The sequence below is a fragment of the Arthrobacter sp. B2060 genome (genome assembly GCF_059090445.1).
In genome coordinates this window covers 53,607-76,909 of the sequence record NZ_JBNHFR010000016.1, presented here as the reverse complement: position 1 = coordinate 76,909, position 23,303 = coordinate 53,607, and the positions used below count along the sequence as shown (strand labels likewise).

General features: G+C 64.4%; 20 protein-coding genes and 1 pseudogene. 11 read left to right on the top strand and 10 right to left on the bottom strand.

The features are described 5' to 3' along the window. A pseudogene (locus AC5RUM_RS20930) lies at positions 1-140 on the top strand (inositol-3-phosphate synthase); the annotation flags it as partial. A 94-nt stretch (positions 141-234) separates the two neighbouring features. On the opposite strand, the gene mshA reads toward AC5RUM_RS20930, so the two are convergent. From mshA to AC5RUM_RS20900, 6 genes are all read right to left on the bottom strand, one after another. Then, entirely contained in the window at positions 235-1,491 is a 1,257-nt protein-coding gene (mshA, locus tag AC5RUM_RS20925) for a D-inositol-3-phosphate glycosyltransferase (RefSeq protein ID WP_494036747.1), read from the bottom strand. 129 nt (positions 1,492-1,620) lie between these two features. Next, the gene (locus tag AC5RUM_RS20920) at positions 1,621-2,241 is read right to left on the bottom strand and encodes an MBL fold metallo-hydrolase (RefSeq protein WP_494036746.1); all 621 of its coding nucleotides are present in this window, start codon (positions 2,239-2,241) and stop codon (positions 1,621-1,623) included. Continuing rightward, on the bottom strand, positions 2,238-3,398 hold the full coding sequence (locus tag AC5RUM_RS20915; protein WP_494036745.1) for an S-(hydroxymethyl)mycothiol dehydrogenase: 1,161 nt from the start codon (positions 3,396-3,398) through the stop codon (positions 2,238-2,240). Before AC5RUM_RS20915 ends, AC5RUM_RS20920 begins: the two co-directional genes overlap by 4 nt. Before the next feature lie 307 nt (positions 3,399-3,705). After that, positions 3,706-3,972: a MoaD/ThiS family protein gene (locus tag AC5RUM_RS20910; protein ID WP_494036744.1), complete on the bottom strand. Its 267-nt coding sequence runs from the start codon at positions 3,970-3,972 to the stop codon at positions 3,706-3,708. A gap of 7 nt (positions 3,973-3,979) precedes the next feature. Beyond that, entirely contained in the window at positions 3,980-5,104 is a 1,125-nt protein-coding gene (gene moaA, locus AC5RUM_RS20905) for a GTP 3',8-cyclase MoaA (RefSeq protein ID WP_494036743.1), read from the bottom strand. Positions 5,105-5,280: 176 nt separating this feature from the next. Further along, positions 5,281-7,287 (bottom strand): BCCT family transporter, encoded by a 2,007-nt coding sequence (locus AC5RUM_RS20900; protein WP_494036742.1) that lies wholly within the window; start codon positions 7,285-7,287, stop codon positions 5,281-5,283. A gap of 367 nt (positions 7,288-7,654) precedes the next feature. Between AC5RUM_RS20900 and AC5RUM_RS20895 the strand changes: the two genes are divergently transcribed. Both AC5RUM_RS20895 and AC5RUM_RS20890 read left to right on the top strand, forming a co-directional pair. Further along, positions 7,655-8,860 (top strand): NAD(P)/FAD-dependent oxidoreductase, encoded by a 1,206-nt coding sequence (locus AC5RUM_RS20895; RefSeq protein WP_494036741.1) that lies wholly within the window; start codon positions 7,655-7,657, stop codon positions 8,858-8,860. 78 nt (positions 8,861-8,938) lie between these two features. Further along, positions 8,939-10,165 carry an aromatic ring-hydroxylating oxygenase subunit alpha gene (locus AC5RUM_RS20890; protein WP_494035885.1) on the top strand — a complete coding sequence of 409 codons (1,227 nt, stop codon included), beginning with the start codon at positions 8,939-8,941 and terminating at the stop codon, positions 10,163-10,165. Between the two features lie 71 nt (positions 10,166-10,236). Here AC5RUM_RS20890 and AC5RUM_RS20885 read toward each other — a convergent pair whose 3' ends face one another. The 3 genes from AC5RUM_RS20885 to AC5RUM_RS20875 all read right to left on the bottom strand — a co-directional run bounded on the left by AC5RUM_RS20885 (position 10,237) and on the right by AC5RUM_RS20875 (position 13,112). After that, the gene (locus AC5RUM_RS20885; protein ID WP_494036740.1) at positions 10,237-11,043 is read right to left on the bottom strand and encodes an IclR family transcriptional regulator; all 807 of its coding nucleotides are present in this window, start codon (positions 11,041-11,043) and stop codon (positions 10,237-10,239) included. Positions 11,044-11,193: 150 nt separating this feature from the next. Beyond that, positions 11,194-11,766, bottom strand: coding sequence for a GNAT family N-acetyltransferase (locus tag AC5RUM_RS20880; protein WP_494036739.1), 573 nt, complete (start codon positions 11,764-11,766; stop codon positions 11,194-11,196). A 35-nt stretch (positions 11,767-11,801) separates the two neighbouring features. After that, complete coding sequence (locus tag AC5RUM_RS20875) at positions 11,802-13,112, bottom strand: helix-turn-helix transcriptional regulator (protein WP_494036749.1); 1,311 nt, start codon at positions 13,110-13,112, stop codon at positions 11,802-11,804. A gap of 214 nt (positions 13,113-13,326) precedes the next feature. On the opposite strand from AC5RUM_RS20875, the gene hxlB reads away from it, so the two are divergent. Beyond that, positions 13,327-13,929 (top strand): 6-phospho-3-hexuloisomerase, encoded by a 603-nt coding sequence (gene hxlB, locus AC5RUM_RS20870; RefSeq protein ID WP_494036738.1) that lies wholly within the window; start codon positions 13,327-13,329, stop codon positions 13,927-13,929. An 85-nt stretch (positions 13,930-14,014) separates the two neighbouring features. Beyond that, positions 14,015-14,638 (top strand): 3-hexulose-6-phosphate synthase, encoded by a 624-nt coding sequence (gene hxlA / locus AC5RUM_RS20865; RefSeq protein ID WP_494036737.1) that lies wholly within the window; start codon positions 14,015-14,017, stop codon positions 14,636-14,638. 123 nt (positions 14,639-14,761) lie between these two features. On the opposite strand, the gene AC5RUM_RS20860 is transcribed toward hxlA, so the two are convergent. Continuing rightward, positions 14,762-16,021 (bottom strand): D-arabinono-1,4-lactone oxidase, encoded by a 1,260-nt coding sequence (locus AC5RUM_RS20860; protein WP_494036736.1) that lies wholly within the window; start codon positions 16,019-16,021, stop codon positions 14,762-14,764. 218 nt (positions 16,022-16,239) lie between these two features. Here AC5RUM_RS20860 and AC5RUM_RS20855 point away from each other — a divergent pair, with 218 nt between their 5' ends. The 6 genes from AC5RUM_RS20855 (at position 16,240) to AC5RUM_RS20830 (ending at position 23,281) form a co-directional block, all read left to right on the top strand. Further along, positions 16,240-17,241 (top strand): LacI family DNA-binding transcriptional regulator, encoded by a 1,002-nt coding sequence (locus AC5RUM_RS20855; RefSeq protein ID WP_494036735.1) that lies wholly within the window; start codon positions 16,240-16,242, stop codon positions 17,239-17,241. Between the two features lie 184 nt (positions 17,242-17,425). Beyond that, on the top strand, positions 17,426-18,757 hold the full coding sequence (locus AC5RUM_RS20850) for an ABC transporter substrate-binding protein (RefSeq protein ID WP_494036734.1): 1,332 nt from the start codon (positions 17,426-17,428) through the stop codon (positions 18,755-18,757). A 26-nt stretch (positions 18,758-18,783) separates the two neighbouring features. Continuing rightward, positions 18,784-19,752: a carbohydrate ABC transporter permease gene (locus tag AC5RUM_RS20845; protein WP_494036733.1), complete on the top strand. Its 969-nt coding sequence runs from the start codon at positions 18,784-18,786 to the stop codon at positions 19,750-19,752. A gap of 2 nt (positions 19,753-19,754) precedes the next feature. Beyond that, positions 19,755-20,651, top strand: a complete 897-nt coding sequence (locus AC5RUM_RS20840; protein ID WP_494036732.1) for a carbohydrate ABC transporter permease — start codon at positions 19,755-19,757, stop codon at positions 20,649-20,651. A gap of 53 nt (positions 20,652-20,704) precedes the next feature. Beyond that, positions 20,705-22,243: an arabinosylfuranosidase ArfA gene (gene arfA, locus AC5RUM_RS20835; RefSeq protein WP_494036731.1), complete on the top strand. Its 1,539-nt coding sequence runs from the start codon at positions 20,705-20,707 to the stop codon at positions 22,241-22,243. Positions 22,244-22,732: 489 nt separating this feature from the next. Further along, positions 22,733-23,281 carry a hypothetical protein gene (locus AC5RUM_RS20830; RefSeq protein ID WP_494036730.1) on the top strand — a complete coding sequence of 183 codons (549 nt, stop codon included), beginning with the start codon at positions 22,733-22,735 and terminating at the stop codon, positions 23,279-23,281. The last annotated feature ends 22 nt before the right edge of the window (positions 23,282-23,303 follow it).

The window sequence follows — 23,303 nt, the reverse complement described above, 5'->3', positions numbered from 1 at the left end:
AGATCGGCCTGGACCGCGGCATCGGCGGGCCGCTGCTCTCGGCCTCGAGCTACTTCATGAAGTCCCCGCCGGAGCAGTTCAACGACGACCTCGCCCGGGAAAAGGTCGAGGCCTTCATCCGCGGCGACATCGAGCGCTAACCCCCTTTCCGACCCTCCCTCACTTCCTGCAGGGCTTGGCCCGACGCTCCCTCACCTCACGTGACCAGTTCACACGGGTGGGGGAGCGTCCTGTTTACACGCCCATGAGTTCCAAACGGGCGGCGTGTTGCTGGACGGCGGCGTGGTAACTCTCGAGCGTGACTGCGGCTGTGCGCCCCCATCCGGAACTCCCTGCCTGGATGGCGGCAGCGCGGCCCATGCCCTGCCGCCTCACCGGGTCGTCGTAAAGGGCTTCGAGCGCGTCGGCCCAGTCGGCCGCCCTGTGCCCGTCAACCAACAGCCCGGTGCGGCCGTCGCTGACGGCCCGGGACAGGCCCCCTACCCGCGCGGCCACCACGGGTGTGCCGCAGGCCTGAGCCTCCAGTGCAACAAGGCCAAAGGACTCGCTGTAGGAGGGCACCACCACGACGTCCGCTGAGCGGTACCAGCCAGCCAGCTCCGGCGCGCCGACAGGCGGGAGGTGAGTGGCGACGTCGTCCATTCCGGCTGCGCTGACGAGCGAGCCCAGGTTGAAATCCTTTGCGCCGCTGAGGGCGCCGAGGACGGTCAGCTTCAGGTCGATGTCAGGGCGGCGGCAGCGGAGGAGTGCAGCCGCCTGGACAAGGACTTGCGGGCCCTTCAGCCACTGGATCCGCCCGGCGAACAGGAGATGGAATGTGCGCCGGGGGATGCCGCGGGCGGCGCGGGAGGCACCGCGGAATGCAGGCGTAAAGATGGAAAGGTCAACGCCGGGGGGAGCGACGTCGATACGGTCAAAGTCGGCGTTGTAGTGTGACACCAGCTCGGCGGCCTCGGCGCCGGTGTTGGCGATCAGTCGGGTGGCGCCGTCGGCGACCCTGTATTCGCCGTCTTCCCGGTGCCGCGGCTCGGGACTCTCACCGGGCCGCAGCACGAGGTTCTTGACCTTGGCCATGGTGTGCATGGTGTGGACTAGCGGCACATTCCACTGCCGGGACAGTTCCAGGCCGGCGACGCCGGAGATCCAGTAGTGGGAGTGGATCAGGTCGTAAGGTCCGTCCGGCTGCTGCCCTCTGATCCTTTCGATCTCGGCGACCATGCAGTGCAGCAGTCCAGGCAGTTCCTCCTTGGGAACTTTCCGCCGCGGTCCCGCGGCAATGTTGTGGACGCGGACGCTCGGACCGGCGTGTTCGACGGCGGGCTGCCTGGCGTCCGTGGACCGGGTGAAGACATCCACTTCCACGCCGGTTGCCGCGAGGGCCGAAGCCAGGCCGCTGATGTACACGTTCATGCCACCGGCGTCACCGGAGCCGGGCTGCTCCATGGGCGATGTGTGCAGCGACAGGAACGCCACACGCCTGATCAGAGTCATCTCCCTCCTTTCTGTACACGGGGGTGGACCGGAATGGCCCCCGTCCAAGAGGACGGAGGCCATTCGCAGCTTCACTTGCCGGCGGCAGGCTTGCCGGACTTGTTGTCGGCTGTTTGCCTGCCCACAACGTCAGTGGTTCAGCTGTGCGAGGGTTTCGCGTTCGGCGGCGATGGTGGTGTTGTCGCCGTGGCCGGTGCGGACGATGGTTTCTGCCGGGAGGGGCAGGAGGCGTTCGCGGATGGAGGTCAGGATGGTGGGGTAGTCGCTGTAGGAGCGGCCGGTGGCGCCGGGGCCGCCGTTGAACAGGGTGTCCCCGGTGAACACGGTGCCTTCTTCCTCGAGGAGGAAGCAGGTGGAGCCGGGTGAGTGGCCGGGGGTGTGGATCGCCTTTAGGGTGGCGCCGCCGACCTGGAAGGTGTCGCCGTCGGCGATCTGCCGGTCGGGTGTGGTGTCGGGGTAGACCTGTTCCCAGAGGACGTGGTCCTCGGGGTGCAGGTAGATGGGGGCGTTCACGGTGTCGGCGACCTGGCGGGCGGCGCCGATGTGGTCGTTGTGCGCGTGGGTGAGCAGGATCGCGGTGACGTTCCGGCCCTGCACGGCTGTGATGATGGCGTCCGCGTCGTGCGGGGAGTCGATGATCACGCATTCGGTGTCGTTGCCGATGATCCAGACGTTGTTGTCCACGTCCCAGGTGCCGCCGTCCAGGGAGAACGTGCCGGAGGTGACGAGGTTTTCGATCCTGACGCTCATGCCGACACTCCTGCGCTCTGGGCAGCAGCCGCTGCCGCCGTGTCAGCCGTTGCGCGGGTTCCGGCGCCGGGTTCGATTTCGACGACGGAGCGCAGCACGGTGCCGTGGTGCATTTTGTCGAAGGCTTCCTCGACCTGGTCGATGGTGATGCGTTCGGTCACGAACGCGTCCAGGTCCAGGTTGCCTTGCTTGTAGTGCGCGACGAGCATCGGGAAGTCGCGGGAGGGCAGGCAGTCCCCGTACCAGGAGGACTTCAGGGACCCGCCGCGGCCAAAGACGTCCAGCAGCGGCAGTTCCAGGACCATCTCCGGGGTCGGCACGCCGACCAGGACCACGCGGCCGGCGAGGTCGCGGGCGTAAAAGGCCTGCTTGTAGGTTTCGGGCCGTCCGACGGCTTCGATCACGACGTCCGCGCCGTTGCCGTTCGTCAGTGCCCGGATCGCCTCGACCGGGTCCACCTCGCGGGAGTTCACCCCGTGGGTGGCGCCCAGGGATTTGGCCATCGCGATCTTGTTCTCATCGATGTCCACCGCGATGATCGTGGTCGCCCCGGCCAGCTTCGCCCCGGCGATCGCGGCGATGCCCACGCCGCCGCAGCCGATCACGGCCACGGACTCGCCGCGCTTGACCTCCCCGGTGTTGATCGCGGCACCGATCCCGGCCATCACCCCGCAGCCCAGCAGCCCGACCGCGGCCGGGTCGGCGTCCTGATCGACCTTCGTGCACTGCCCGGCCGCGACCAGGGTCTTTTCCGCGAACGCGCCGATGCCCAACGCCGGGGACAGCTCCGTGCCGTCCTCCAGGGTCATCTTCTGCGTCGCGTTGGCGGTGTTGAAGCAATACTGCGGCTGGCCCTTCGCGCACGCCCGGCACTGCCCGCACACCGCACGCCAGTTCAGGATCACCCGGTCACCCGGGGACACCTCCGTCACGCCCTCACCCACGGCCGCGACCACACCCGTGGCCTCATGACCGAGCAGATACGGGAACTCATCCCCGATCCCGCCAAGCTTGTAATGCAGATCCGTATGGCACACCCCGCACGTCAGGATGTCCACCAACGCCTCCCCCGGCCCCGGATCCGGCACCAGAATCGTCTCCACCGACACCGGAGCGTCCTTCTCCAGGGCAATGACTGCCTTGACTTTATGAACCATTAGCTTGCGTTCCTTTCACTGCGAGTCACTCTGACTGCGGGAGTGGCCATGCCTTCCGGCTTCTTGCCCAGGCGGGTTGTCTGGTTTGCAACGGATCACCGTTGCCGAATCCCTCGGGCATCGGCTCCAGGCCTCAAGCGATCCAGGGGCGCGGAGCGGGCCATGGCCCCGGCGGGCGACAGGGCAACAGCTGATATTCCGCTGATATCTAACTGATATATGACGATATTAGTTGCGTCGCCAGGAGAGTGTCAACGAGTAGGCGCCTCTCCTCGGCTGGCGAATGCGGTCACGCCCAGGCTCGGGCTCAGCCGCCGGCAAAAGGCGGCAGGATATCGATGACGTCTTCCCTGCCAAGGCTCAGGCCACGATGCCGTACAGCAACTTCGTTACGAAGAAAGCTGCTCCGGTCAATGATCCGGGCCAGTGGAGGCGTTCCCGCCGGGGGATCCGGACGGTCAATGGAAAGTACGGCAGTCAGGAGTTCATTGAGAGTCACGCCGTCTGCCAGGTCATGGTGTTCTTCTTCTACGCCGGCGGCGGAACATGCAGCGGCGAAGTATCGTACCAACAAAGTTTGTTCAGCCTCCGATAGTGCTCATGCTGCGACCCGACTGCTTGAAGTCTGCGGAATCCAGGCCGACGTCTTCCGTTCCGTGTGCCCGCGGCTTAATCCACATCGCATCCTGCCAGCGCCGTGCCAGTTCTGCGTCATCTGCCCCCGAGCGCATCAGGCCCAGAAGGTCAAATTCCTCCCGGGAGAACAGGCAGCTCATGAGCTTGCCTTCCGCCGTGATGCGCGTGCGCCTGCAGTCGCCGCAGAAGGGTTCGGTGACGGAAGCGATGATCCCAACGGTACCCAAGGCTGGACCATGCGGCCCGCCTGTAACCGCGTTTCGGTTCCTGACCTGGAACCGTTCTGCCGGGGCCCCCGCCCGCTCCCGGAGATCCGGGGTGAGGACGAAATCCAGGGAGAGCAATTCACGGATTTCGGCGGCGGTGACCATGTCGCGCCGCGTCCACCCGTGGTCCGCATCAAGCGGCATCTGCTCAATGAAGCGGAGCTCATAACCGTAGCGGAGTGCCCACGCCAAAAGTCCGGCCGCTTCAGCGTCGTTGATACCCCGCATCAGTACCGCGTTGATTTTGACCGGTCCCAATCCTGCAGTCCGTGCCGCTTCCACTCCCGCCAATACCTTGTTGAGGAACGGGCGCCTCGTCAGTAGCTCGAACGTCTCTTCGTGAAGGGAATCGAGTGAGATATTGATCCGGGTCAGCCCGGCGTCCTTGAGCGCCTGGGCCTTCTTGTCCAGGCCGACGCCGTTAGTGGTCATGGATATGGGCAGATCGGGGTGCTGCCGGCGCAGGGCCCGGACGATATTCACCAGGTCAGGGCGTACCAAGGGCTCGCCGCCGGTAAGACGGAGTTCGCGGATGGCGAGTTTCTCCACACTGATACCCACGACCCGCACGATCTCGTCAAGGGTCATGAGGGATTGTTTGGAGAGCCAGTCCAAGCCCTGTGCGGGCATGCAGTATGAGCACCGAAGATTGCACTTGTCGGTCACGGATAACCGAAGGTCTGTTGCCTGGCGCCCGAACCGGTCCAGCAGGCCGGCGGGAACCCCCGAGGGCCGGCTCGGAGGCATCGGCAGCCCGCCGCCGCTTTTGCTGGGGAGCCGCGGAATTCCTAGCTGAACAGTCATGCACTCAAACCATTTCTTCGCTTCATACATGAAGCGCGCGTTGTAATGACGCTTGCTTTGTTCCCGATTGGAAGGCGTCGTCGAACATCCGTCAATTCCGTGCCGCCGCATGACAGCGCGGCGGCACGGAAGCTGCAGCCTTTCCAGCTGGCCCTGTGGGACCGGTAAGAAGCAGACTAGGTGGTCTGGTCTTTGGAGTCGGGCGTTCCGTCGGAGCACCGGTCGTCACATTGGTGCTTGGTCACGAGGTCGAACTGGACGCCGCCATGTTGCTCCACGCCGGTCCGGATGGCCCGTTCCATGACGGATGTTGCCAGGCGCCGGCGCAAGGAGAGGGGATCGTGGCGCAGGTCCTTGGCGAGCGCGAAACAGAGCAGCAGCATGACTATGACGAACGGCAGGGCGGCCACGATGGTGATCCGTTGCAGGCCGGACAGGGCTTCCGAAGGTTCGTCGCCGCCGGCCAGCAGCATGACCGCCGCCACGGCGCCGGTGAGGCTGCCCCAGAAGATGACCACTCCGCGGCGGGGGTGTTCGGCGCCGTTGGAGCTGAGCGATCCCATCACGATGGAGGCCGCATCGGCGCCCGTGATGAAGAAGATCGCGACCAGGACCATGGCCAGCACGACGACGGCAACCGTGAGCCAGCCAGGCATGTTCAGGTTCTTGACCAGGTCGAAGAGGGCGCCGTCGAAGTTGACGGTCGGTGTCCCATCGACCATGGTGACGAGGCCGGGGGTGTTGGCCTTGTCTGCTTCCTGCTGGACGTGGAAGGCGCTTCCGCCGAAGATGCAGAACCAGATCACGCTGACGATGCTGGGGACCAGCAGGACGCCGGTGACGAACTGGCGGATGGTGCGGCCGCGGCTAATGCGTGCAATGAACATGCCCACGAACGGTGTCCAGGAGATCCACCAGGCCCAGTAGAAGATGGTCCAGCCGGTCAGCCAGGTGCGCAGGGCTTCGTCTCCCACGGCTTCGGTGCGGGAGGACATTTCTGCAAGGTCGCGGGCGTAGTCGCCGACCGCGGAAGGAATCAGGTTCAGGATGAACAAGGTGGGGCCGGCGACGAAGACGATGAGTGCCAGGATGACGGCCAGGACCATGTTGATGTTGGAGAGCCACTGGATGCCGCGGCTGATGCCGGAGACGGCGGACGCCACGAAACAGGAGGTCAGGATGGCGACGATCACCACGAGCACGGGAGTACCGATTTCGCCGAACCAGCCGTTGGAGGTCATGCCGCTGCCGATCTGCAGAGTGCCGAGGCCCAACGATGCTGCGGTGCCGAAGAGGGTGGCGAAGATGGCGAGGATGTTGATGAACTTGCCTACGGGTCCTTCAACCACCCTGATGCCGAAGAGTGAGGTGAAGGCCGCGGAAATGAGTTGCTTGCGGCCCAGCCGGTAGGTGCCGTAGGCCATGGCGATTCCCACGACGGCGTACATGGCCCAGGGGTGCAGGGTCCAGTGGAAGATGGAGGTTGCCATCGCGGTCTGGATGGCATCCGGCGTGCGGCCGTCCACGGTGCCGGGCGGCGGCGAAACGAAGTGATAGAGCGGTTCGGCCACGCCGTAGAACATGAGGCCGATGCCCATGCCGGCGGCGAACATCATGGCCACCCAGGAGACGGTCCGGAATTCGGGCTTTTCGCCGTCCTTGCCGAGCGGGATGTTGCCGAACTTGCCCAGGGCCAGCCACAGGACAAAGATCACGAAGAGCGAAGCCAGGACCATAAAGAGCCAGCCGGTGTACTCCATGACCCAGTTCAATGCACCCTTGGAGGTGTCGGACAGGCTGTCGCGTCCAACGAAGCCCCAAACCACGAAGGCGACGGCGATGGCGCCCGTGATCCCGAAGGTAACTTTGTCGAGGGTGAGATTGGTGTTCCGGCGCTCCGTCACGGCCTGCTCGGTCTTTGCATGGCGCAGCTCTTCCAGAATCTGCTCGTACTCTTCGGCGTCCGGCAAGGTCGCTGCGCCTCCTTCCTCCGGATCGAGTACTGCTGGGGTGGTGCCATCTTCCTGGGCGACACTGATTACTTCTTTGATGTTCCCCCTACTTTCGGGTTCTTCGCTAGGAGGAGTCTCTGCCAAACCATTCCCGGCAGGTAGCTCTTCAGGTGTTGATGGCTTTAGGTCACTATTGATAGCCATGAGCGGGTCCTTTGCTCGGCGAGTCAAGGGCTGCGATTTATACATGGCCTTCTGGGGTTAGACCGGGCGGAAGGTTGGGGGCCTCGCCCGATCCGATGACCATGATGCTGCCGTCGACAATTTGTATTTCGTGTATGGGGCCGGTTTGCCCGGCTGAGATTTTGCGATCAGTGTTGCTGCTCTGCGGGAGGGGGGCATGTTCCGCAGGAATCAACAGTATTCGCCCTATGCAACAGAGTGCGCTCCGTCACACTCGATGTCAAGCATTTTTTATGCCGTTACGCGCCCCTCAGGGCCCGTGGCCGGGCAGGTTGACAGGCGGGTGTGGCATGCCTCACGCTGTTGCGTATAGTGCGTGATGTTGCGTAATTAGCAATTGATGATGTGGAGGATTATGCAGACTCTTGCGATCGTTGGAGCCTCCCTGGCTGGCCTTTCTGCCGCCAGGGCCGCTCGCGCCCAAGGCTTCGCTGGACGGCTGATCATGATCGGCGATGAGCATCACCGTCCCTATGACAGGCCGCCGCTATCCAAAGACTTTCTGCTCGGTACCATCACCTCCGAAGACCTTTTCCTGGAAACTGACGATGACGGGTTGCACGCCGAGTGGCTACTGGGAGGCGGGGCGGTTGGGCTGGATGCAGCTTCACGGACCGTGCGGCTGCAGGACGGAAGCTCGGTCAGCGCTGACGGCATCGTGATAGCCACCGGCGCGCGCGCCCGGAAGCTGCCTGCCCTGGACGGGCTCGAGAATGTTTTCTACCTTCGGACAATCGCCGATGCCCAGGGATTGACATCACGGCTGGTGCCGGGCCAGCGCATGACCGTTATCGGTGCTGGTTTCGTCGGTGCTGAAGTTGCGTCCGCCGCTGCCTCTCGGGGAATGGAGGTGACCATGATCAACAACGCGCCGGTTCCGTTTACAGCGCAGCTCGGGCAGGACATGGGGGATCTGGTCGCCAAGCTGCACCTGGCCAACGGCGTTGATCTCATTTGCGGTGCCGTGATTGAAGAGTTTCACACAGGCGAAGGCGTTGTTACCGGTCTTACGCTGGCTGACGGCCGTCACCTGGCGACGGACGTCATCGTCGTCGGGATTGGTGCTGAGCCGAACACCGAGTGGCTGGACGGGTCCGGGGTCGAGCTCGGCTCGGGCGTGCTGTGCGACGCCATGGGACGCACCAACATTCCGGGGATCGTCGCCGTCGGTGACTGCGCGGCCTGGTTCGATAAGGCCTACGGGAGCCACCGCCGGGTTGAGCACTGGACCGGTGCGCTGGAGCGTGCGGCGCTGGCTGTTCAGGCCCTCTTGGACGGCGATGCTCCGGAACAGCCGTTGAAGCCGCCCTACTTCTGGTCTGACCAGCACGGGGTCAAGATTCAGTTCGCGGGGCATTCCGCCGGCTACGACCGTCTTGAGGTTGAGGCAGGGGATCCCGAGGAACACAGCTTCCTCGCCGTGTACTACCGCGGAGACGAGCCGGTGGCGGTCCTGGGAATGAACCAGCCGAAGCTCTTCACCAAATGGCGGCGGAGCATAGCAGCTTCGGCGACGAAGCCGAAGGACCAGCCTGGCCTGATCGCTGCTGCCGCTCCATAGGCGGCATCTGCCGCACCATCCCCAAACTTTACTGCACGAGTTTTGCGCACTTAATGTGTGCCGTTCTGAGGAGGAACATTGTCTGTTGAGGTAAGCACCCCGAGCCTGATCCCGACGCTGGGCGGTCATTTGTATACGGATCCGGCTATTTTCCGGGCCGAGCAGGAGCGTATTTTCGAGCAGATGTGGTTCTGCGCGATCCGGTCCTCGGACCTGGACAAGCCCGGGGCGTGGCAGACGGTGCAGGTGGGACGGGAGAGCGTGCTGATCTCGCGGACCCGCAAGGGGCAGATCCGTGCCTTCTATAACGTGTGCCGGCACCGTGGGGTGAAGCTGTGCATGGAGGAAAAGGGCGAAGCGGCCCGTAACTTCCAGTGCCCGTACCACGCCTGGACGTATGACTTCGAGGGCAAGCTGATCGCGGCGCCGAACCTGACGAAGATGCCTGACATTGACCGGGACGAGTACGGCCTGAACAAGGTCCACATCCGTGAGTACCTGGGGTATGTGTGGGTGTGCCTGGCCGAGGAGCCGCCGTCCTTCGAGGAGGACGTCATGGGCGCGATCGAGGAACGTCTGGGCAACGTGCACGCCATTGACGGGTACGACGTGGCGAACCTGTCCGTGGGCCGGCGGATCCGTTATGACGTGAAGGCGAACTGGAAGCTCATCATTGAGAACTTCATGGAGTGCTACCACTGCGCCACGATCCACCCGGAGCTGACCGAGGTGCTGCCGGAGTTCGCTGACGGGCTGGCCGCGCAGTACTTCGTGGGCCACGGCGCGGAGTTCGGTGAGGACATCAAGGGCTTCACCGTGGACGGCTCCGAGGGCCTGGACGTCATTCCGGGTGTGGCCGAGGACCAGGACCGGCGCTACTACGCGATCACGATCAAGCCGACCGTGTTCGTGAACCTGGTTCCGGACCACGTGATCATCCACCGGATGTTCCCCATGTCCGCGGACCACACGATCGTCGAATGTGACTGGCTGTACCTGCCCTCCGTGGTGGAGTCCGGCAAGGACGTCAGCGCCTCCGTTGAGCTGTTCCACCGGGTGAACATGCAGGACTTCGATGCCTGCGAGCGGTGCCAGCCGGGCATGGCGTCCAAGTCTTACGCCAAGGGCGGCGTGCTGGTGCCCAGCGAGCACCACATCGGCGCTTTCCACGACTGGGTCCAGGAAACGGTCGGCGACGTGCCGCTCTCCGGAGAAGCCCTGCTGGGCCTCACCGCGGACACCCCGCCGCTGGAGGAACGGGCCGAAACCCTGCAGCGCAAAGAGACCGCCACCCCGGCCTCCTAAGCCCCGCCCCGATAACCAAATAACCAAACGATGACCCCGGGCCCCGGCCCGGGGTCATCTCGTGTGATGACCTAACGCCGCGTGTACCCCATGTTCGCGCTGATCTGCATCCCCGCCTCCTTCAGCGCGTCAAGGAGTCCCGGAGTCTTTTCCGGGTCGAAACGGAAGGCAGGTCCCGAGATGCTGACTGCGCCGATCACCGTACCAACGTGGTTGTACACCGGAACGGCCATGGATTTCAGCCCGATCTCGAATTCCTCGAGGGTCACCGCATAGCCCTCCCGGATTACGTCGACGAGCTGATCCTCGAGTTTGTCCCGTTTGGTAATGGTCCGGGGCGTGCGGGCCGGGAGGCCTGTCTCTTTCAGGATCCTGTCCCGTTCGTCCGCGGACAGCGCTGCCAGGAGGACCTTCCCGCTGGACGTGGCGTGCAGCGGCGTCAGGCTGCCCACCCAGTCGTACGTGGCCAGCGTGGAGGGGCCCATCGCCTGGTCGACGTTCACCGCGTAGTTTGAGCGCAGCACGGCGAGGTTCACGGTTTCCTTGAATGCCTCGGCCAGGCCCTCCAGCACAGGCCGGGCCTCACGGACCAGGCTCAGCCTGCCGGGGATGGAGCTGGCCAGCCGCAGGATGCCGAAGCCCAGCTGGTACTTTCCGCGGTCACTGTTCTGATGGACCATCTCCCTGTTGACGAGGGATCCCAGCAGCCGGGAGACGGTGGACTTGTGGATACCCATTTCCTCGGCTATCTCGCTCACGCCGGCATGGCCGTCGCGGGCCAGGATTTCCAGGACTGCGAGGGCCCGGTCTACGGACTGGACACCGCCGTGGCCAGCCTCAGTGTCGTTCTCAGATTCAGGGTCACTGTTCGAAGCCATGCTCCATACTCTCGAGTAATTTCTGCGGCCCGGTTACCCGCCACAAGGCCGCCGCAGCGTCCTCTCATTTAGTTGCACCCTTCGATCCTAGACCGGGAAGTGTGACGGGGCCGACATTGCGTTAAATGGTTTAACGGGGCGGCCCAAACTTCAGCGCAGGTTAAGGCGCATCAGCACGCGCGGGAAGCCGTTGATGACGGAGTCCGTGTCCGCAGCCTTGGTGAAACCGGCGCCTTCGAAAAGCGCCCGAGTGCCGACGTATGCCATCGTCAGATCGACCTTCTTCCCTTGGTTGTCCACGGGGTAGCCCTCGATGGCGGGTGCACCGTAACTCCGGGCGAAGTCGACGGCCCCTTGCAACAGGTGATGTGAAATGCCGTTGCCGCGGTGCCCGGGGCGTACCCGGAGGCACCACACCGACCAAACATCGAGATCGTCCAGGTGGGGAATCCTTCGGTTGCGGGCAAAGCTGGTGTCGGCGCGCGGATGGACCCCGGCCCAGCCGACCACCTCGTCGCCGTCGTATGCGAGCACCCCGGGTGGCGGGTCCTGCCGGACCAGTTCCTTCACCAGCTCCCCGCGCTCGGCGCCGCGCAGCTCCACGTTCTGTTTGGAGGGGATGCGGTAGCTCAGGCACCAGCACACGTTCGCATCGGGCCGCTTCGGCCCAACCATCGCCGCAACGTCCTCGAACCGGCTTGCCGGGCGGATGTCGATCGCCATGGCGTGCTGTCCTTCCCTCGAAGCTCCGGCTCCGGCTAGCGCAGGCCCTTGCTGTGGGCCATCGCGATGGCTTCAGTACGCGAGGACGCCCCCACCTTCCGGAAGATGTTCCGCAGGTGGAACTTCACCGTGTTCTCGCTGATGTGCAGTTTCGCGGCGATGGCCCGGTTCCGCTGCCCGGCGGCCAGCAGCTGGAGCACCTCCAGCTCGCGGTCGCCGAGCTTCCACTCGGAGACGTCGGCCATCTGGCGCACCGGCGGATCGAGGGGAATTGCGACGGCGACGTCGGCGCCCCAGCCTGGCATTACATCGACGGACATGCGGCCGTTCAGGGCTTCCACCCGGGTACCGAGACGGGCCAGGTTCGGTGACTCTCCGGACAGTTCGCCGGGACCGTCGTCGCGGACGTTGACGAGCAGGTTCTCGCCATCGCAGTCCCACTGCGTCCGGATCCGGCGCACCCCGCCCTGGTCCACCATCGCAAGGACGAGGCCCCGGACGATCGCCCGGGCGGCGTGGGCCACCTCGCCGGGAAGGGCGCGGCCGTTGACGGGGGGTTCGATGAACTGGACGTCAATGCCGCTGAAGTGCATCAGGGGTTTCAGATCCTCGCGGAGGCGCTGGAACGCCGAGGAGACGGGCTCCTCCACGAGCTCGGTGGTGCGGTCGCTGAGCGTGCGGAGTCCCACCAGGGCCTTGGCGGCAGTTTCCGTGGCCGCCTTGCGCGCGGCCTCATCAGTGAGGGCCGGAGAGCGCAGTGCGGCGAGCAGGGTTTCGAGGGTGGTTGAGTGCCTGTCCACGAGCTCGGCCGTCACCCTTACCCGTTCGGCCGAGGCCGCACGGGACTCAATGAGGTACGACGGCGGTGCATCCGCCACCTTCTCCCGGATGCGCTCGGCAGCCAGCGTCCAAAGGTAACGGAGCAGCCGTTCCGCGGGCGCCCGGTCGGCCGGATCGGGCAGGGGCTGCGGATCGGCGAGGACCAGCAGCGCATTGCTCGGCGAGGAGAGGGCCAGGACCGGGCGATTCTCGCCGCCGAGCACGGCTTCGCCGAGCCAGGGGGAGCTGACGCCGCCGGGCACACCGTCGCCGCCCAACTCCCTTTCGGAAAGGGAAGACCGGATGTGGTCGAGTTCGGCGATGGAGACGCGGCTGATGATGGCCTCGTTACCGGCCTTCTTTTGAGGCCGGCCGGTGCAGTCCTCGGTGAAGATGACCAGGGCGCTGCTGCGTACATAGGGGAGCGTGGCATCCCGCAGTCGTGCAGCGATGGTTGCCAGCGGCGCTGTGGACAGTGCGGCGATGGCCTCAAGCAGCGGCTGGGCATGGAGGGCCAGTGTGCTCAGGTCCGGCACCGCGGCGTCCAGCGGGGCGTCCAGCGGGAGAAGGGGGGAAGTTTTGGGAGCTTCGACAGGAGTAACCACCTACCCAGTTTACGGGTCCTCGACAATTTGCCTACCCCTTTGGGTGGTTGAGACCGTCCGATCAAAGCGTTGGACCCACTCGATGGACGGGCGAGGATGGACAGGTGACAACTTACGTGAAGGAGGGTATCTGCCAATGAGCGTCGTCTCAGAAACTGATCAGGCCGCCCCGGCCGGTGTGTCCCGGTCCTTTGATCGCAACCGGAGCCTGGTTCAGGACGAAATTAGCGGAGTGTTCCAGCGCGTCGATCCGGCGCAGGTCGCTGCCCTGGTCACCGAACTGAGGCTGGCCGACAGGATCTTCGTGACCGGAGCCGGGCGCAGCGGGCTCGTCCTGAAGATGGCAGCCATGCGGCTGATGCATCTCGGCCTGAACGTGCACGTCGTCGGGGAGATCACCGCGCCCGCGATCCGCTCCGGCGACCTGCTCCTCGCAGCTTCCGGCTCGGGCACCACCGCCGGAGTGGTCAAGGCCGCCGAAACCGCCGCGGCCCAGGGCGCCCGGATCGCTGCCTACACCACAAACGCCGGTTCCCCGCTCGCCAAGGCGGCCTCCGCCGTCGTGATTATCCCTGCTGCGCAGAAGACAGACCACGGCTCGAACCTCTCCCGGCAGTACTCGGGGAGCCTGTTCGAGCAGGTGCTTTTTGCCACCACTGAGGCGGTGTTCCAAAGCCTTTGGGACGAGGACGCCGCAACACCTGAGGAACTCTGGCAGCGCCACGCGAACCTCGAATGAGCCGCCCGGTCCGCTGACCTGAACCTCCCCTGAAGCCAGCCACAACAAAAAGCCAGCCTCAACAAAAAGAGAAAGAGAATCACATATGAAACTGCAAGTCGCCATGGATGTCCTGACCGTCGAAGCCGCCCTGGAGCTCGCCGGCCAGGTTGCCGAATACGTGGACATCATCGAGCTCGGCACGCCGCTCGTGAAGAACGCCGGGCTGTCCGCCGTCACCGCGGTGAAGACCGCGCACCCGGACAAGATCGTCTTCGCCGACCTGAAGACCATGGACGCAGGCGAGCTGGAAGCCGACATCGCCTTCACAGCCGGTGCGGACCTCGTCTCGGTGCTCGGCGGTGCCGATGACTCCACCATTGCCGGTGCGGTCAAGGCAGCTAAGGCCCACAACAAGGGCGTTGTGGTTGACCTGATCGGCGTTGCCGACAAGGTGACCCGCGCCAAGGAAGTCCGCGCGCTGGGCGCCAAGTTCGTAGAGATGCACGCAGGCCTGGATGAGCAGGCCAAGCCGGGCTACAACCTGGACGTGCTGCTCAGCGCCGGCGAGGAAGCCCGCGTGCCGTTCTCCGTCGCTGGCGGCGTGAACCTCTCCACCATCAACTCGGTGCAGCGCGCCGGCGCTGACGTCGCCGTCGTCGGCGGCTCCATCTACAGCGCCGCCGACCCCGCCGTTGCAGCCAAGGAACTGCGCGCAGCGATCATCTAGTTGGCACTCATCTAGTTCGGTCGGGCTCATCCGGCCAACGACAGCGAATCCGCCGTCGCCTTACGGTGACGGCGGATTCTCTGTTGTCGAGGCAATACAGGGAGGCCGGCGTAGCGCAACCGCCTAGCGCGCGCTCACCGCAGGGACGCCGAGGATGCTGTCCAGGAGCCCGTTGCGGAACTTGCCCTCCGGATCGTGAGCTGCTGCCAGCAGCCGGAAATCGGCAAGGCGCGGGTAGAGCGACTCCCAGTCGTGGCCGCCGGGCGAGAACAGCTTGCCCCAGTGGGGCCTTGCCCCGAACGGCCGAAGCAGGTCCTCGAGCTGCGGCAGAACCGCCTCCACCTCCGGCTGCAGCGGCTTCCAGGTGAAGTGCACGGCAACGCTCTGCTGCCGGTAGAAGGGACTCAGCCAGAAATCCTCTGCGGCACCGGTACGGACCTCGGAGACAAAAAGCAGCGGCGCGAGTTTAACCGCGAGGCTCCGCACAGCTTCGAGCGCGGCAGGTGCATGCTCCAGCGGCAGGATGAATTCGCTCTGCAGTTCCTCGCCCTTGCTGGGCGTGAAATCGTGCCGGAAGTGCGGCAGCCGGTCCAGCCAGGGGCCGGGTTCATCCATCTGGACGGTGCAGTTCTCGGCTGACATCCCCGGCAGTGGGTGCCGGGGGAGTGGGGCAGGTGTGGCGCCGAACAGTTCGGTCAGCGGAGACTCAGTGTCCAGCGCCTTGAGCCAGACCTGGCTGATGATGGAATCGCCCGTGAAGTCGGTGAAGAGGCTCACGCTGTAGGCGCTGGAAACAAGTTGTGTGAAGTCCGCCATTGCCCGCTCCCACGGCAGGTTCTCCAGAACGCGCTGGCGCATCTGGAAGCTTGGCCTGACGGCGAGCTTCATGCCCGTGACGATGCCAAGGGCGCCCAGGCCCACCACGCTGCCCAGGAACTCATCGCCATCCCCAGGCGAGAGCGAAACCTGCTCGCCGGAGGGCCTGACCATATCGATTCCGACTACTGCCCCAGCCAGGGAGGGGTTGTTCACACCGGAGCCGTGGGTGCCTGTTTGAATTGCTCCTGCCACGGAAATGTGGGGCAGCGACGCCAGGTTGTGGATTGCGAGGCCGGATTGTTCCAAGGTGCGGCACAGGGCACCATAACTCACCCCGCCGGTGACGCGCACCGTCTGCCGTTCCGGGGCCAGTTCGATGTGCTGCGGCAGGGCGTCCAGCAGCACATGCACGCCGTCGGTATCCCCAACGCGGTTGAAGGAGTGGCGGGATCCCAGGGCTTTGACCCGATCAGTGCGCGCCACCAGCTCGGCGAGCTCGGCCACGGATTGGGGCCGCTTGACAGCCGTTGAGGCGTAGTTCAGGTTTCCTGCCCAGTTCTTCATTCAGTCAGCTTTCCGGTTGAGGTGGTTTCCACCTTACTGTGAGCGCTAACAACTGGGGTTGTCAAGACGCTTCCGGAGCCATCCCCAGGACGGGCGGTAACATCATCAGCAGACAATCCATGCGGCGTCCGCCTTGGCGGCCGCTTCGGCCGGAACCGTGAATCCCGGGAATCCGTGAATCCCGGAACCGTGAGTCCCTGAACCGTGAAAGGGGAGCAGTGCGCGCAACCGTCAAGGACGTCGCGCGTCTCGCCGGCGTTTCTCCCAAAACTGTCTCGAATGTCATGAACGGCATCGTTCCGGTCAGCGGATCCACTCGGCTCAAGGTGGAGCAGGCCATGCTCGAACTCGACTATGTGCCCAACCTCTCCGCGCGCGGCCTGCGCAACGGCAGGTCGGGCGTCATTGCCCTTGCACTGCCGGACCTGGCGACGCCCTACTCTGCCGAAATTGCGCACAACGTGGTGGAAGTTGCCCACGAGCAGGGCTGGAGTGTCCAGATCGAGGAAACCGGGTCCGATCCGCAGCGCGAATTCGAGCTGATGTCCCGCGCCCGCTCCAATCTCGTTGACGGCCTCATCCTCAACCCCGTGGTGCTGGACGAGAGTGCCGTCAAGGTGGGCGTCTCGCTCCCCCCGGTGGTCCTGCTGGGAGAGGTGTCGCAAAAGCTGGCTGACCGTGTGTGGGTGGACAGCGTTGCTGCTGCCCGCGACATGACGCTGACGCTTGGCAGATCGGGTCGGCGTCGCATAGCAGTGCTTGGAACCGCCGAGGGTCGGAATTCGGCCGCCGCAATTCTGCGCACCAGCGGCTACCAGGCAGCGCTGGATGAGCTCGGCATTGACCGGGACGACTCGCTGCTGATCCCCTGCGAAAAGTGGACGCCGCAGACGGCTGCCGCCGCGCTCACCTCGTACCTGGACTCGCACCCGCTTCCCGAAGGGCTGTTCTGTTTCACGGACTCCATGGCCATCGGTGCGCTCAGTGTGCTGTGGAAGAGGGGGATCAGGGTTCCGGATGATGTCGCCGTGGCCGGATTTGACGACATCGCCGACGGGCAATATGCCGTGCCGTCGCTGACCACCGTTTCTTTCGACAAGCGGCGCATCGCCACCGAGGCGCTGCGGCTGCTCACCGAGCGCATGGCAGACCGTACGGGCGGGCAGAGGGTGGCCACCGTTGACTACAGGATTGTCGAGCGGGACAGTACCCGGGGCTAGTCGATGCCCCGACAGAAAAATTGTTGGCGCTAACAATTTTTCCTTGTGGCTCCCATTACATCGATGTAATGTGGGGCCTGCGTCACACCAGAGCCCTGCTCGTCCCGCGCGTAGCTAACCGGATCAAGGGGGTGGTGTGCCACTAGGACCTACTTTTCAGCGGACCCATCCAAAGGAGTGACGGGTGAAGCAGTTTGATTCTTTTGCCGGGAAACAAGTGACCCGGCGGCAGTTACTGGCAGGTTCGGCCGTCCTCGGCAGCATGCTCGCGGCCACCGGCCTCACTGGCTGCGGCGGAAGTGCCAACGCCGCGGCGCAGGACATTGCTTTCTGGCATCTTTTGTCCGGCGGGGACGGCGTCAAGATGCAGGCAATGATCACCAAGGCGAACGAGGGCAATCCCGGTTTCACCGTTCATCCGACCGTTCTGGCGTGGGGGCCTCCCTACTACACGAAACTGGCCATGGCGTCCGCAGGCGGCCGTCCGCCGGAACTGGCCATCATGCACGCCAGCCGGGTTCCCGGTTACGCACCTGGGGGACTTATCGACCCTTGGGATATGTCCTTGCTTGCCGAACACGGCGTGACGGCCCAAAGCTTCGCACCGAGGATCTGGGACAAGAGCCAACAGAATGGCCAGGTCTTCTCCATCGCCCTGGACTCCCACCCCTTCGTCATGTTCTACAACAGCGACGTTGCGGGCAAAGCCGGAGTCCTCGCCCCCAACGGACAGCTGCAGGAGGCCGGCTCCCCGCAGGAGTTCCTCGAGATCGCCCGCGAGATGCAGAAAGTGACCAAGGCGCACGGCCTGTCCTTCGGCTACCTTGGCAGCGGGTCCCAGATGTGGCGTCTCTTCTACACCCTCTACAAGCAGCACGGCGTGGACATGGAACTCACCCCCGGCCGGCCCATGAAGGCCGACCGGGACGCCGCGGTGGAGTCCCTGGAGTTCATGGCGTCCCTGTTCGACGACACCATCGCCGCCAAGAGCGGGGACATCAGCACGGGCATCGCCGAGTTTGCCCGCGGCGGTTCAGGGATGCTCTTCAGCGGCGTCTGGGAACTTCCCACCCTCAAGAAGGCCGGGTTGCCTGTCGATGCGGCAACCATCCCCACCCTCTACGGGACCCCGGCTTCCTATGCCGACTCGCATTCCTTCGTCCTGCCCCGCCAGTTGAACGACGACGACGCGAAGCGGCGCAGCGCATACAAGTTCGTGAGCGATGTCCTCAAGGGGTCGCTGTCGTGGGCCGAGGCCGGACACATCCCGGCCTATCAGCCGGTTGTGCAGTCACAGGCGTACCGGGAACTGACCCCTCAGATTCATTACGCCAACGCGGCGGACATCATCACGTACGACCCCGAATCCTGGTTCAGCGGCAGCGGCTCGGACTGGCAGACCTACTTTGCGGAAAACGTGCAGAACGTGCTCCTCGGCCGCGACAAGGCTGCCGATGGCTGGGACGCCTTCGTGCACCGCACCAACACCCTTCTCTTCCGGCCCAACCCGGTCTGAGCCACCCGAGCGACAAAGGAGTCCTGATGAGTTCCTTAGCAACATCCGGCCGCAGCGCTGAGCGTACCGCCACCTCGAATCCCACCGGACCCGGTCTCACAACGTCCGGCCCGGACCCGGCCAGTCCCCGCCAAACCAGGGACAACCTGACCGGCTGGGGCTTCGCCGCCCCGTTCCTTGCCTTCTTCCTGGTCTTCCTCGTCTGGCCCATTCTCTACGGCCTGTTCATGAGCCTCACCGGCAAGTCCCTCACCGGAGCCAACGACAGCATGATCGGGCTGGCCAATTACGCTGAGGCCCTGGCCGACGCGGACATGTGGCGTTCCCTCGGCAACACGCTCTACTTCACGGTGATCAGCACCGTTCCCCTGGTGCTCGTTGCCCTGGTGATGGCAGCACTGCTGAACGTCGGACTGCCTGCGCAGTGGCTGTGGCGGCTCTCTTACTTTGCCCCGTACCTGCTCGCCTCGACGGTGGTCTCGCTCTTCTTTACCTGGATGTACAACCCGCAATTGGGGCTGATCAACGATTCCCTGTCCAAAATCGGGCTTCCCAAGGTGGCATGGCTGAACGATCCGAATGTGGCGATGTGGGCCATCGTCATCGCCACGCTATGGTGGACCGTCGGGTTCAATTTTCTGTTGTACCTGGCGGCCATGCAGAACATCCCCCATCAGCACTACGAGGCGGCATCCCTGGACGGGGCCGGGGCCTGGCGGCAGTTCTTCTCCATTACCCTGCCGCAGCTGGCGCCGACCACAGTGATGATCGTCCTCCTCCAGATCCTGGCATCACTGAAAATCTTCGATCAGGTGTACCAGATGACGGCCGGCGGGCCCAGCGGTTCCACGCGGCCGGTGGTGCAGTACATCTTCGAAACCGGTTTTACCGGCTACCGGCTGGGCTACTCCGCAGCCGTTTCCTACATCTTCTTCGGGCTGATCGTGATCGTCTCGGTCATGCAGTTCGTCATCACGCGCCGCAGGAGTGCATAACCATGGCTACCCAGACACTCACCCGCCCCGCTCCGCACACCGCCGCCGCATCCGCCGTTCGCAAACCCCGCAGGAAGATCACCGCCGGCAAGGCGGCCGTGACGGCGGTGGCCGCGCTCCTGGCAATCCTGTGGCTCGTTCCTTTCGCGTGGGCCACGGTCACGGCCTTCAAGAGCGAGACCGACGCCGCAGCGCCGGAAGTCAGCTGGTTCCCGCCGTCGGGCTTTACCGCGGATGCCTTCGTCAAAGTGTTCCAGGACGGCAACATCCCGCTGTGGACGTGGAATTCCTTCTACACCTCAGCCGCCATCACGGTGATCACGCTCGCCATTTCCGCACTGGTCGCCTATGCCCTGTCCCGCATCGACTTCCGGGGCAAGAAAGTCCTGATGACGGTGATCATCGCCTCCATCATCATCCCGCCGCCGGTGCTGATGATTCCGCTGTTTTACCAGATGGTGGCGCTGCACATGATCGACACGTCCTGGGCGGTCATCCTGCCCCAGGTCATCCATCCCGCCATGGTGTTTGTGCTCAAAAAGTTCTTTGATCAGATCCCGCGCGAACTCGAGGAAGCCGCGGTGATGGACGGTGCCAGCCGGATGCGGATTTTCCTCCAGATCATCCTGCCGCTCTCACGCCCGATCCTCGCCGCCGTCGCCATCTTCGTTTTCATCAGCGCGTGGAACAACTTCCTCTGGCCCTTCATCTCCACCAATGACGGGTCCGTCCTGACCCTTCCGGTGGGACTGCAGACCATCAAGAGCGCCTACGGCATCCAATATGCACAGAACATGGCGTCCGCGCTGCTCGCGGCGCTGCCGCTCATCCTGGTTTTCCTCTTCTTCCAGCGCCAGATCATCAAAGGCGTTGCGACGACGGGACTCGCCGGCACCTGAACCGGCCTTGATTACTTCCAACGAACCTGTTCAACCAAAAGGAGATACTCCACATGTCCCGCGCAAGAATCACCCTCGACCGCGACTTCACCATCGGGGAGGTGCCCCGCCGCCTTTTTGGCTCCTTCGTTGAGCACATGGGCCGCTGCGTCTACACCGGAATCTACGAACCGGGCCATCCGGAGGCCGACGAGAACGGTTTCCGGCAGGACGTGCTCAAGCTCGTCAAGGAACTCGGGGCCACCGTCATCCGCTACCCCGGCGGGAACTTCGTCTCCGGCTACAACTGGGAAGACGGGGTGGGTCCCAGGGATAACCGCCCCCGGCGGCTCGACGGCGCCTGGCACACCCTGGAAACAAACGCCTTCGGACTGCACGAGTTTGTGGACTGGTCCCGGCAGGCGGGGACCGAAATCATGGAAGCCATCAATCTGGGCACCAGGGGAGTGGATGCGGCACGCGAGATCGTGGAGTACGCCAACCACCCGGGCGGAACCCATCTGTCGGACCTGCGCGCCAAGAACGGGCACAAGGATCCCTTCAACATCAAGCTGTGGTGCCTCGGCAACGAATTGGACGGGCCCTGGCAGATCGGCCACAAGACCGCGGACGAGTACGGCCGGCTGGCCCAGGAAGCCGCCAAGGCGATGCGCTTCGTGGACCCGGACATCGAACTCGTAGCCTGCGGAAGCTCCAGCTCCGGCATGCCGACCTTCGGGGCCTGGGAACAGACGGTGCTGACCCACGCCTACGAGGAAGTGGATTACGTCTCGCTGCATGCCTACTACCAGGAGCACGAGGGCGACGCCGGCAGCTTCCTTGCCAGCGCCGTGGACACCGACTACTTCATCGAATCGGTCATCGCCACCGCTGACGCCGTCCGCGCCAAGGGAAAGCACACGAAGCACATCAACCTGTCCTTCGACGAGTGGAATGTCTGGTACCAGCGCGGCCTCGACACGGAGGACCAGCCGCACAACGTCTCTAAGGCCGGCTGGCGCGAGCACCCCCGGGTCATCGAGGACAAGTACAACGTGACGGACGCCGTCGTGGTGGGTACCCTGCTCAACTCGCTGCTGCGCCACGGCGACCGGGTCAAGATCGCTAACCAGGCGCAGCTGGTCAACGTCATCGCCCCGATCTTCAGCGAGGAAAACGGCCCGGCCTGGCGGCAGACCATCTTCCACCCCTTCGCACGCATGGCCGAACTCGCGAAAGGCCAGATCCTGCGTCTCGCCGTCGACTCTGACAAGTACGAAAATGCCCGCTTCGGGGACACCGACCTCGTGGACGTCAGCGCCACCTGGAATGAGGAGACGGGCCGCGTGGCACTGTTCTTGGCAAACCGCGGCCTCGAGGAAGCCGCAGACATCGACGTCGCCCTGCGCGGTTTTGATGCCCGCCAGGTGCTCCGGGCGGAGGTCCTGGAAATCCCCGAAGGAGGGGACCGCTTCACAATGAACACCCAGGGCAGCCCGGACCGCGTCGGGCTCAGGCCGCTGGAAGGCGCAAAGGCGAGCGGCTCCGAACTCCGGGCCACCCTGCCGGCGCTGTCCTGGGCCGTGATCGAACTGGACGTGGTCAAGAACTGACCATTCGCCGGCAAAGGTGAGAGGACGACGGCGGGAACCTCCCGCCGTCGTCCGACCATTGGCCGTTAAAAGCCATTCCTTCGCGGGCGACGTCGTGGCACACTTGATGAACTATCGAGTGGCTGGGGGATCCAAGTCAGGAGATCAGTATGTGCATTCTCATGCACCCCCGCACCCCGGGCCGTCGCGTAGCGGTGAGCAACGCATGATGATCGGTTGGGCCTACCTCATTGCGGCAATCATGACGGTTGACTCCTTGTTGCTGGGATTGCTCCTGTTGAACGTGAAGTGGCCGACGCGCCGGAAGAGGCACCGCTGAAGCCGTGCCCGCCCTCGGCGAGTGACTTGATCGCCTGGCCCGCATTCACAGCAGGCTGACAGGTTCGGAACAGCCGTGCCTTAAGCCGCTGCCTCATCTTTGAGGAAGGGCGGAAAACAGCCGCCTTTTCAGCAAAAGCCGCGTCATGCGGCGGATTGAGGAGAATCGGCATGTCACGTAGTAAGAGAATCACGCTGGGCATCGCGGCCGGGGCATTGGCCCTCGGCGCCGGAATGGGAGTCACGGGGATGGCATCGGCTGCCGAAACACCGGCGCCCACCCTAAGTGCCAGTGCATCGGCAGACAGCACAGCACCCACCGATGGCTTCGGCAAGCGCGGCGGCCATAAGGGGGATCGCGGCCAGCTCGCGGCGGATCTTGCCTCCAAGCTTGGGGTCGAGGAAGCCAAGGTGACCGAGGCGCTCCAGGCGTTCCGGGAAGCCAACAAACCTACGGCACCGCCTGCCGAGCGCACCAGGCCTGACCGTTCCGCCATGGACGCGGCGATGGCCAGATCCCTGGCTGAGAAGCTTGGCGTCGAGGAATCGAAGGTCACGGCGGCTCTCGAGGAAATCCGCACCGCAGCCCAGGCGGAGCGTGCCGCCGCCCTGAAGACCAAGCTCGACACCGCTGTCAGCGACGGCACGCTGACCCAGGCCGAGGCCGACGCCGTGACCAAGGCCGTCGAGAAGGGCGTGATCGGCGGAGGCGGACGCTAAGTCCCTGTAAGCGGCCTGGCGC

Bases quoted from the DNA above. Each gene is read 5' to 3' on its own strand.
- AC5RUM_RS20840 (WP_494036732.1), top strand. From the start codon at position 19,755: ATGGCTACCCAGACACTCACCCGCCCCGCTCCGCACACCGCCGCCGCA.
- AC5RUM_RS20880 (WP_494036739.1), bottom strand. From the start codon at position 11,766: ATGGCGATCGACATCCGCCCGGCAAGCCGGTTCGAGGACGTTGCGGCG.
- arfA (WP_494036731.1), top strand. From the start codon at position 20,705: ATGTCCCGCGCAAGAATCACCCTCGACCGCGACTTCACCATCGGGGAG.
- hxlA (WP_494036737.1), top strand. From the start codon at position 14,015: ATGAAACTGCAAGTCGCCATGGATGTCCTGACCGTCGAAGCCGCCCTG.
- mshA (WP_494036747.1), bottom strand. From the start codon at position 1,491: ATGACTCTGATCAGGCGTGTGGCGTTCCTGTCGCTGCACACATCGCCC.
- AC5RUM_RS20830 (WP_494036730.1), top strand. From the start codon at position 22,733: ATGTCACGTAGTAAGAGAATCACGCTGGGCATCGCGGCCGGGGCATTG.
- AC5RUM_RS20885 (WP_494036740.1), bottom strand. From the start codon at position 11,043: ATGGCTTCGAACAGTGACCCTGAATCTGAGAACGACACTGAGGCTGGC.
- AC5RUM_RS20920 (WP_494036746.1), bottom strand. From the start codon at position 2,241: ATGAGCGTCAGGATCGAAAACCTCGTCACCTCCGGCACGTTCTCCCTG.
- AC5RUM_RS20860 (WP_494036736.1), bottom strand. From the start codon at position 16,021: ATGAAGAACTGGGCAGGAAACCTGAACTACGCCTCAACGGCTGTCAAG.
- moaA (WP_494036743.1), bottom strand. From the start codon at position 5,104: ATGACTGTTCAGCTAGGAATTCCGCGGCTCCCCAGCAAAAGCGGCGGC.
- AC5RUM_RS20915 (WP_494036745.1), bottom strand. From the start codon at position 3,398: ATGGTTCATAAAGTCAAGGCAGTCATTGCCCTGGAGAAGGACGCTCCG.
- AC5RUM_RS20895 (WP_494036741.1), top strand. From the start codon at position 7,655: ATGCAGACTCTTGCGATCGTTGGAGCCTCCCTGGCTGGCCTTTCTGCC.
- hxlB (WP_494036738.1), top strand. From the start codon at position 13,327: ATGAGCGTCGTCTCAGAAACTGATCAGGCCGCCCCGGCCGGTGTGTCC.
- AC5RUM_RS20845 (WP_494036733.1), top strand. From the start codon at position 18,784: ATGAGTTCCTTAGCAACATCCGGCCGCAGCGCTGAGCGTACCGCCACC.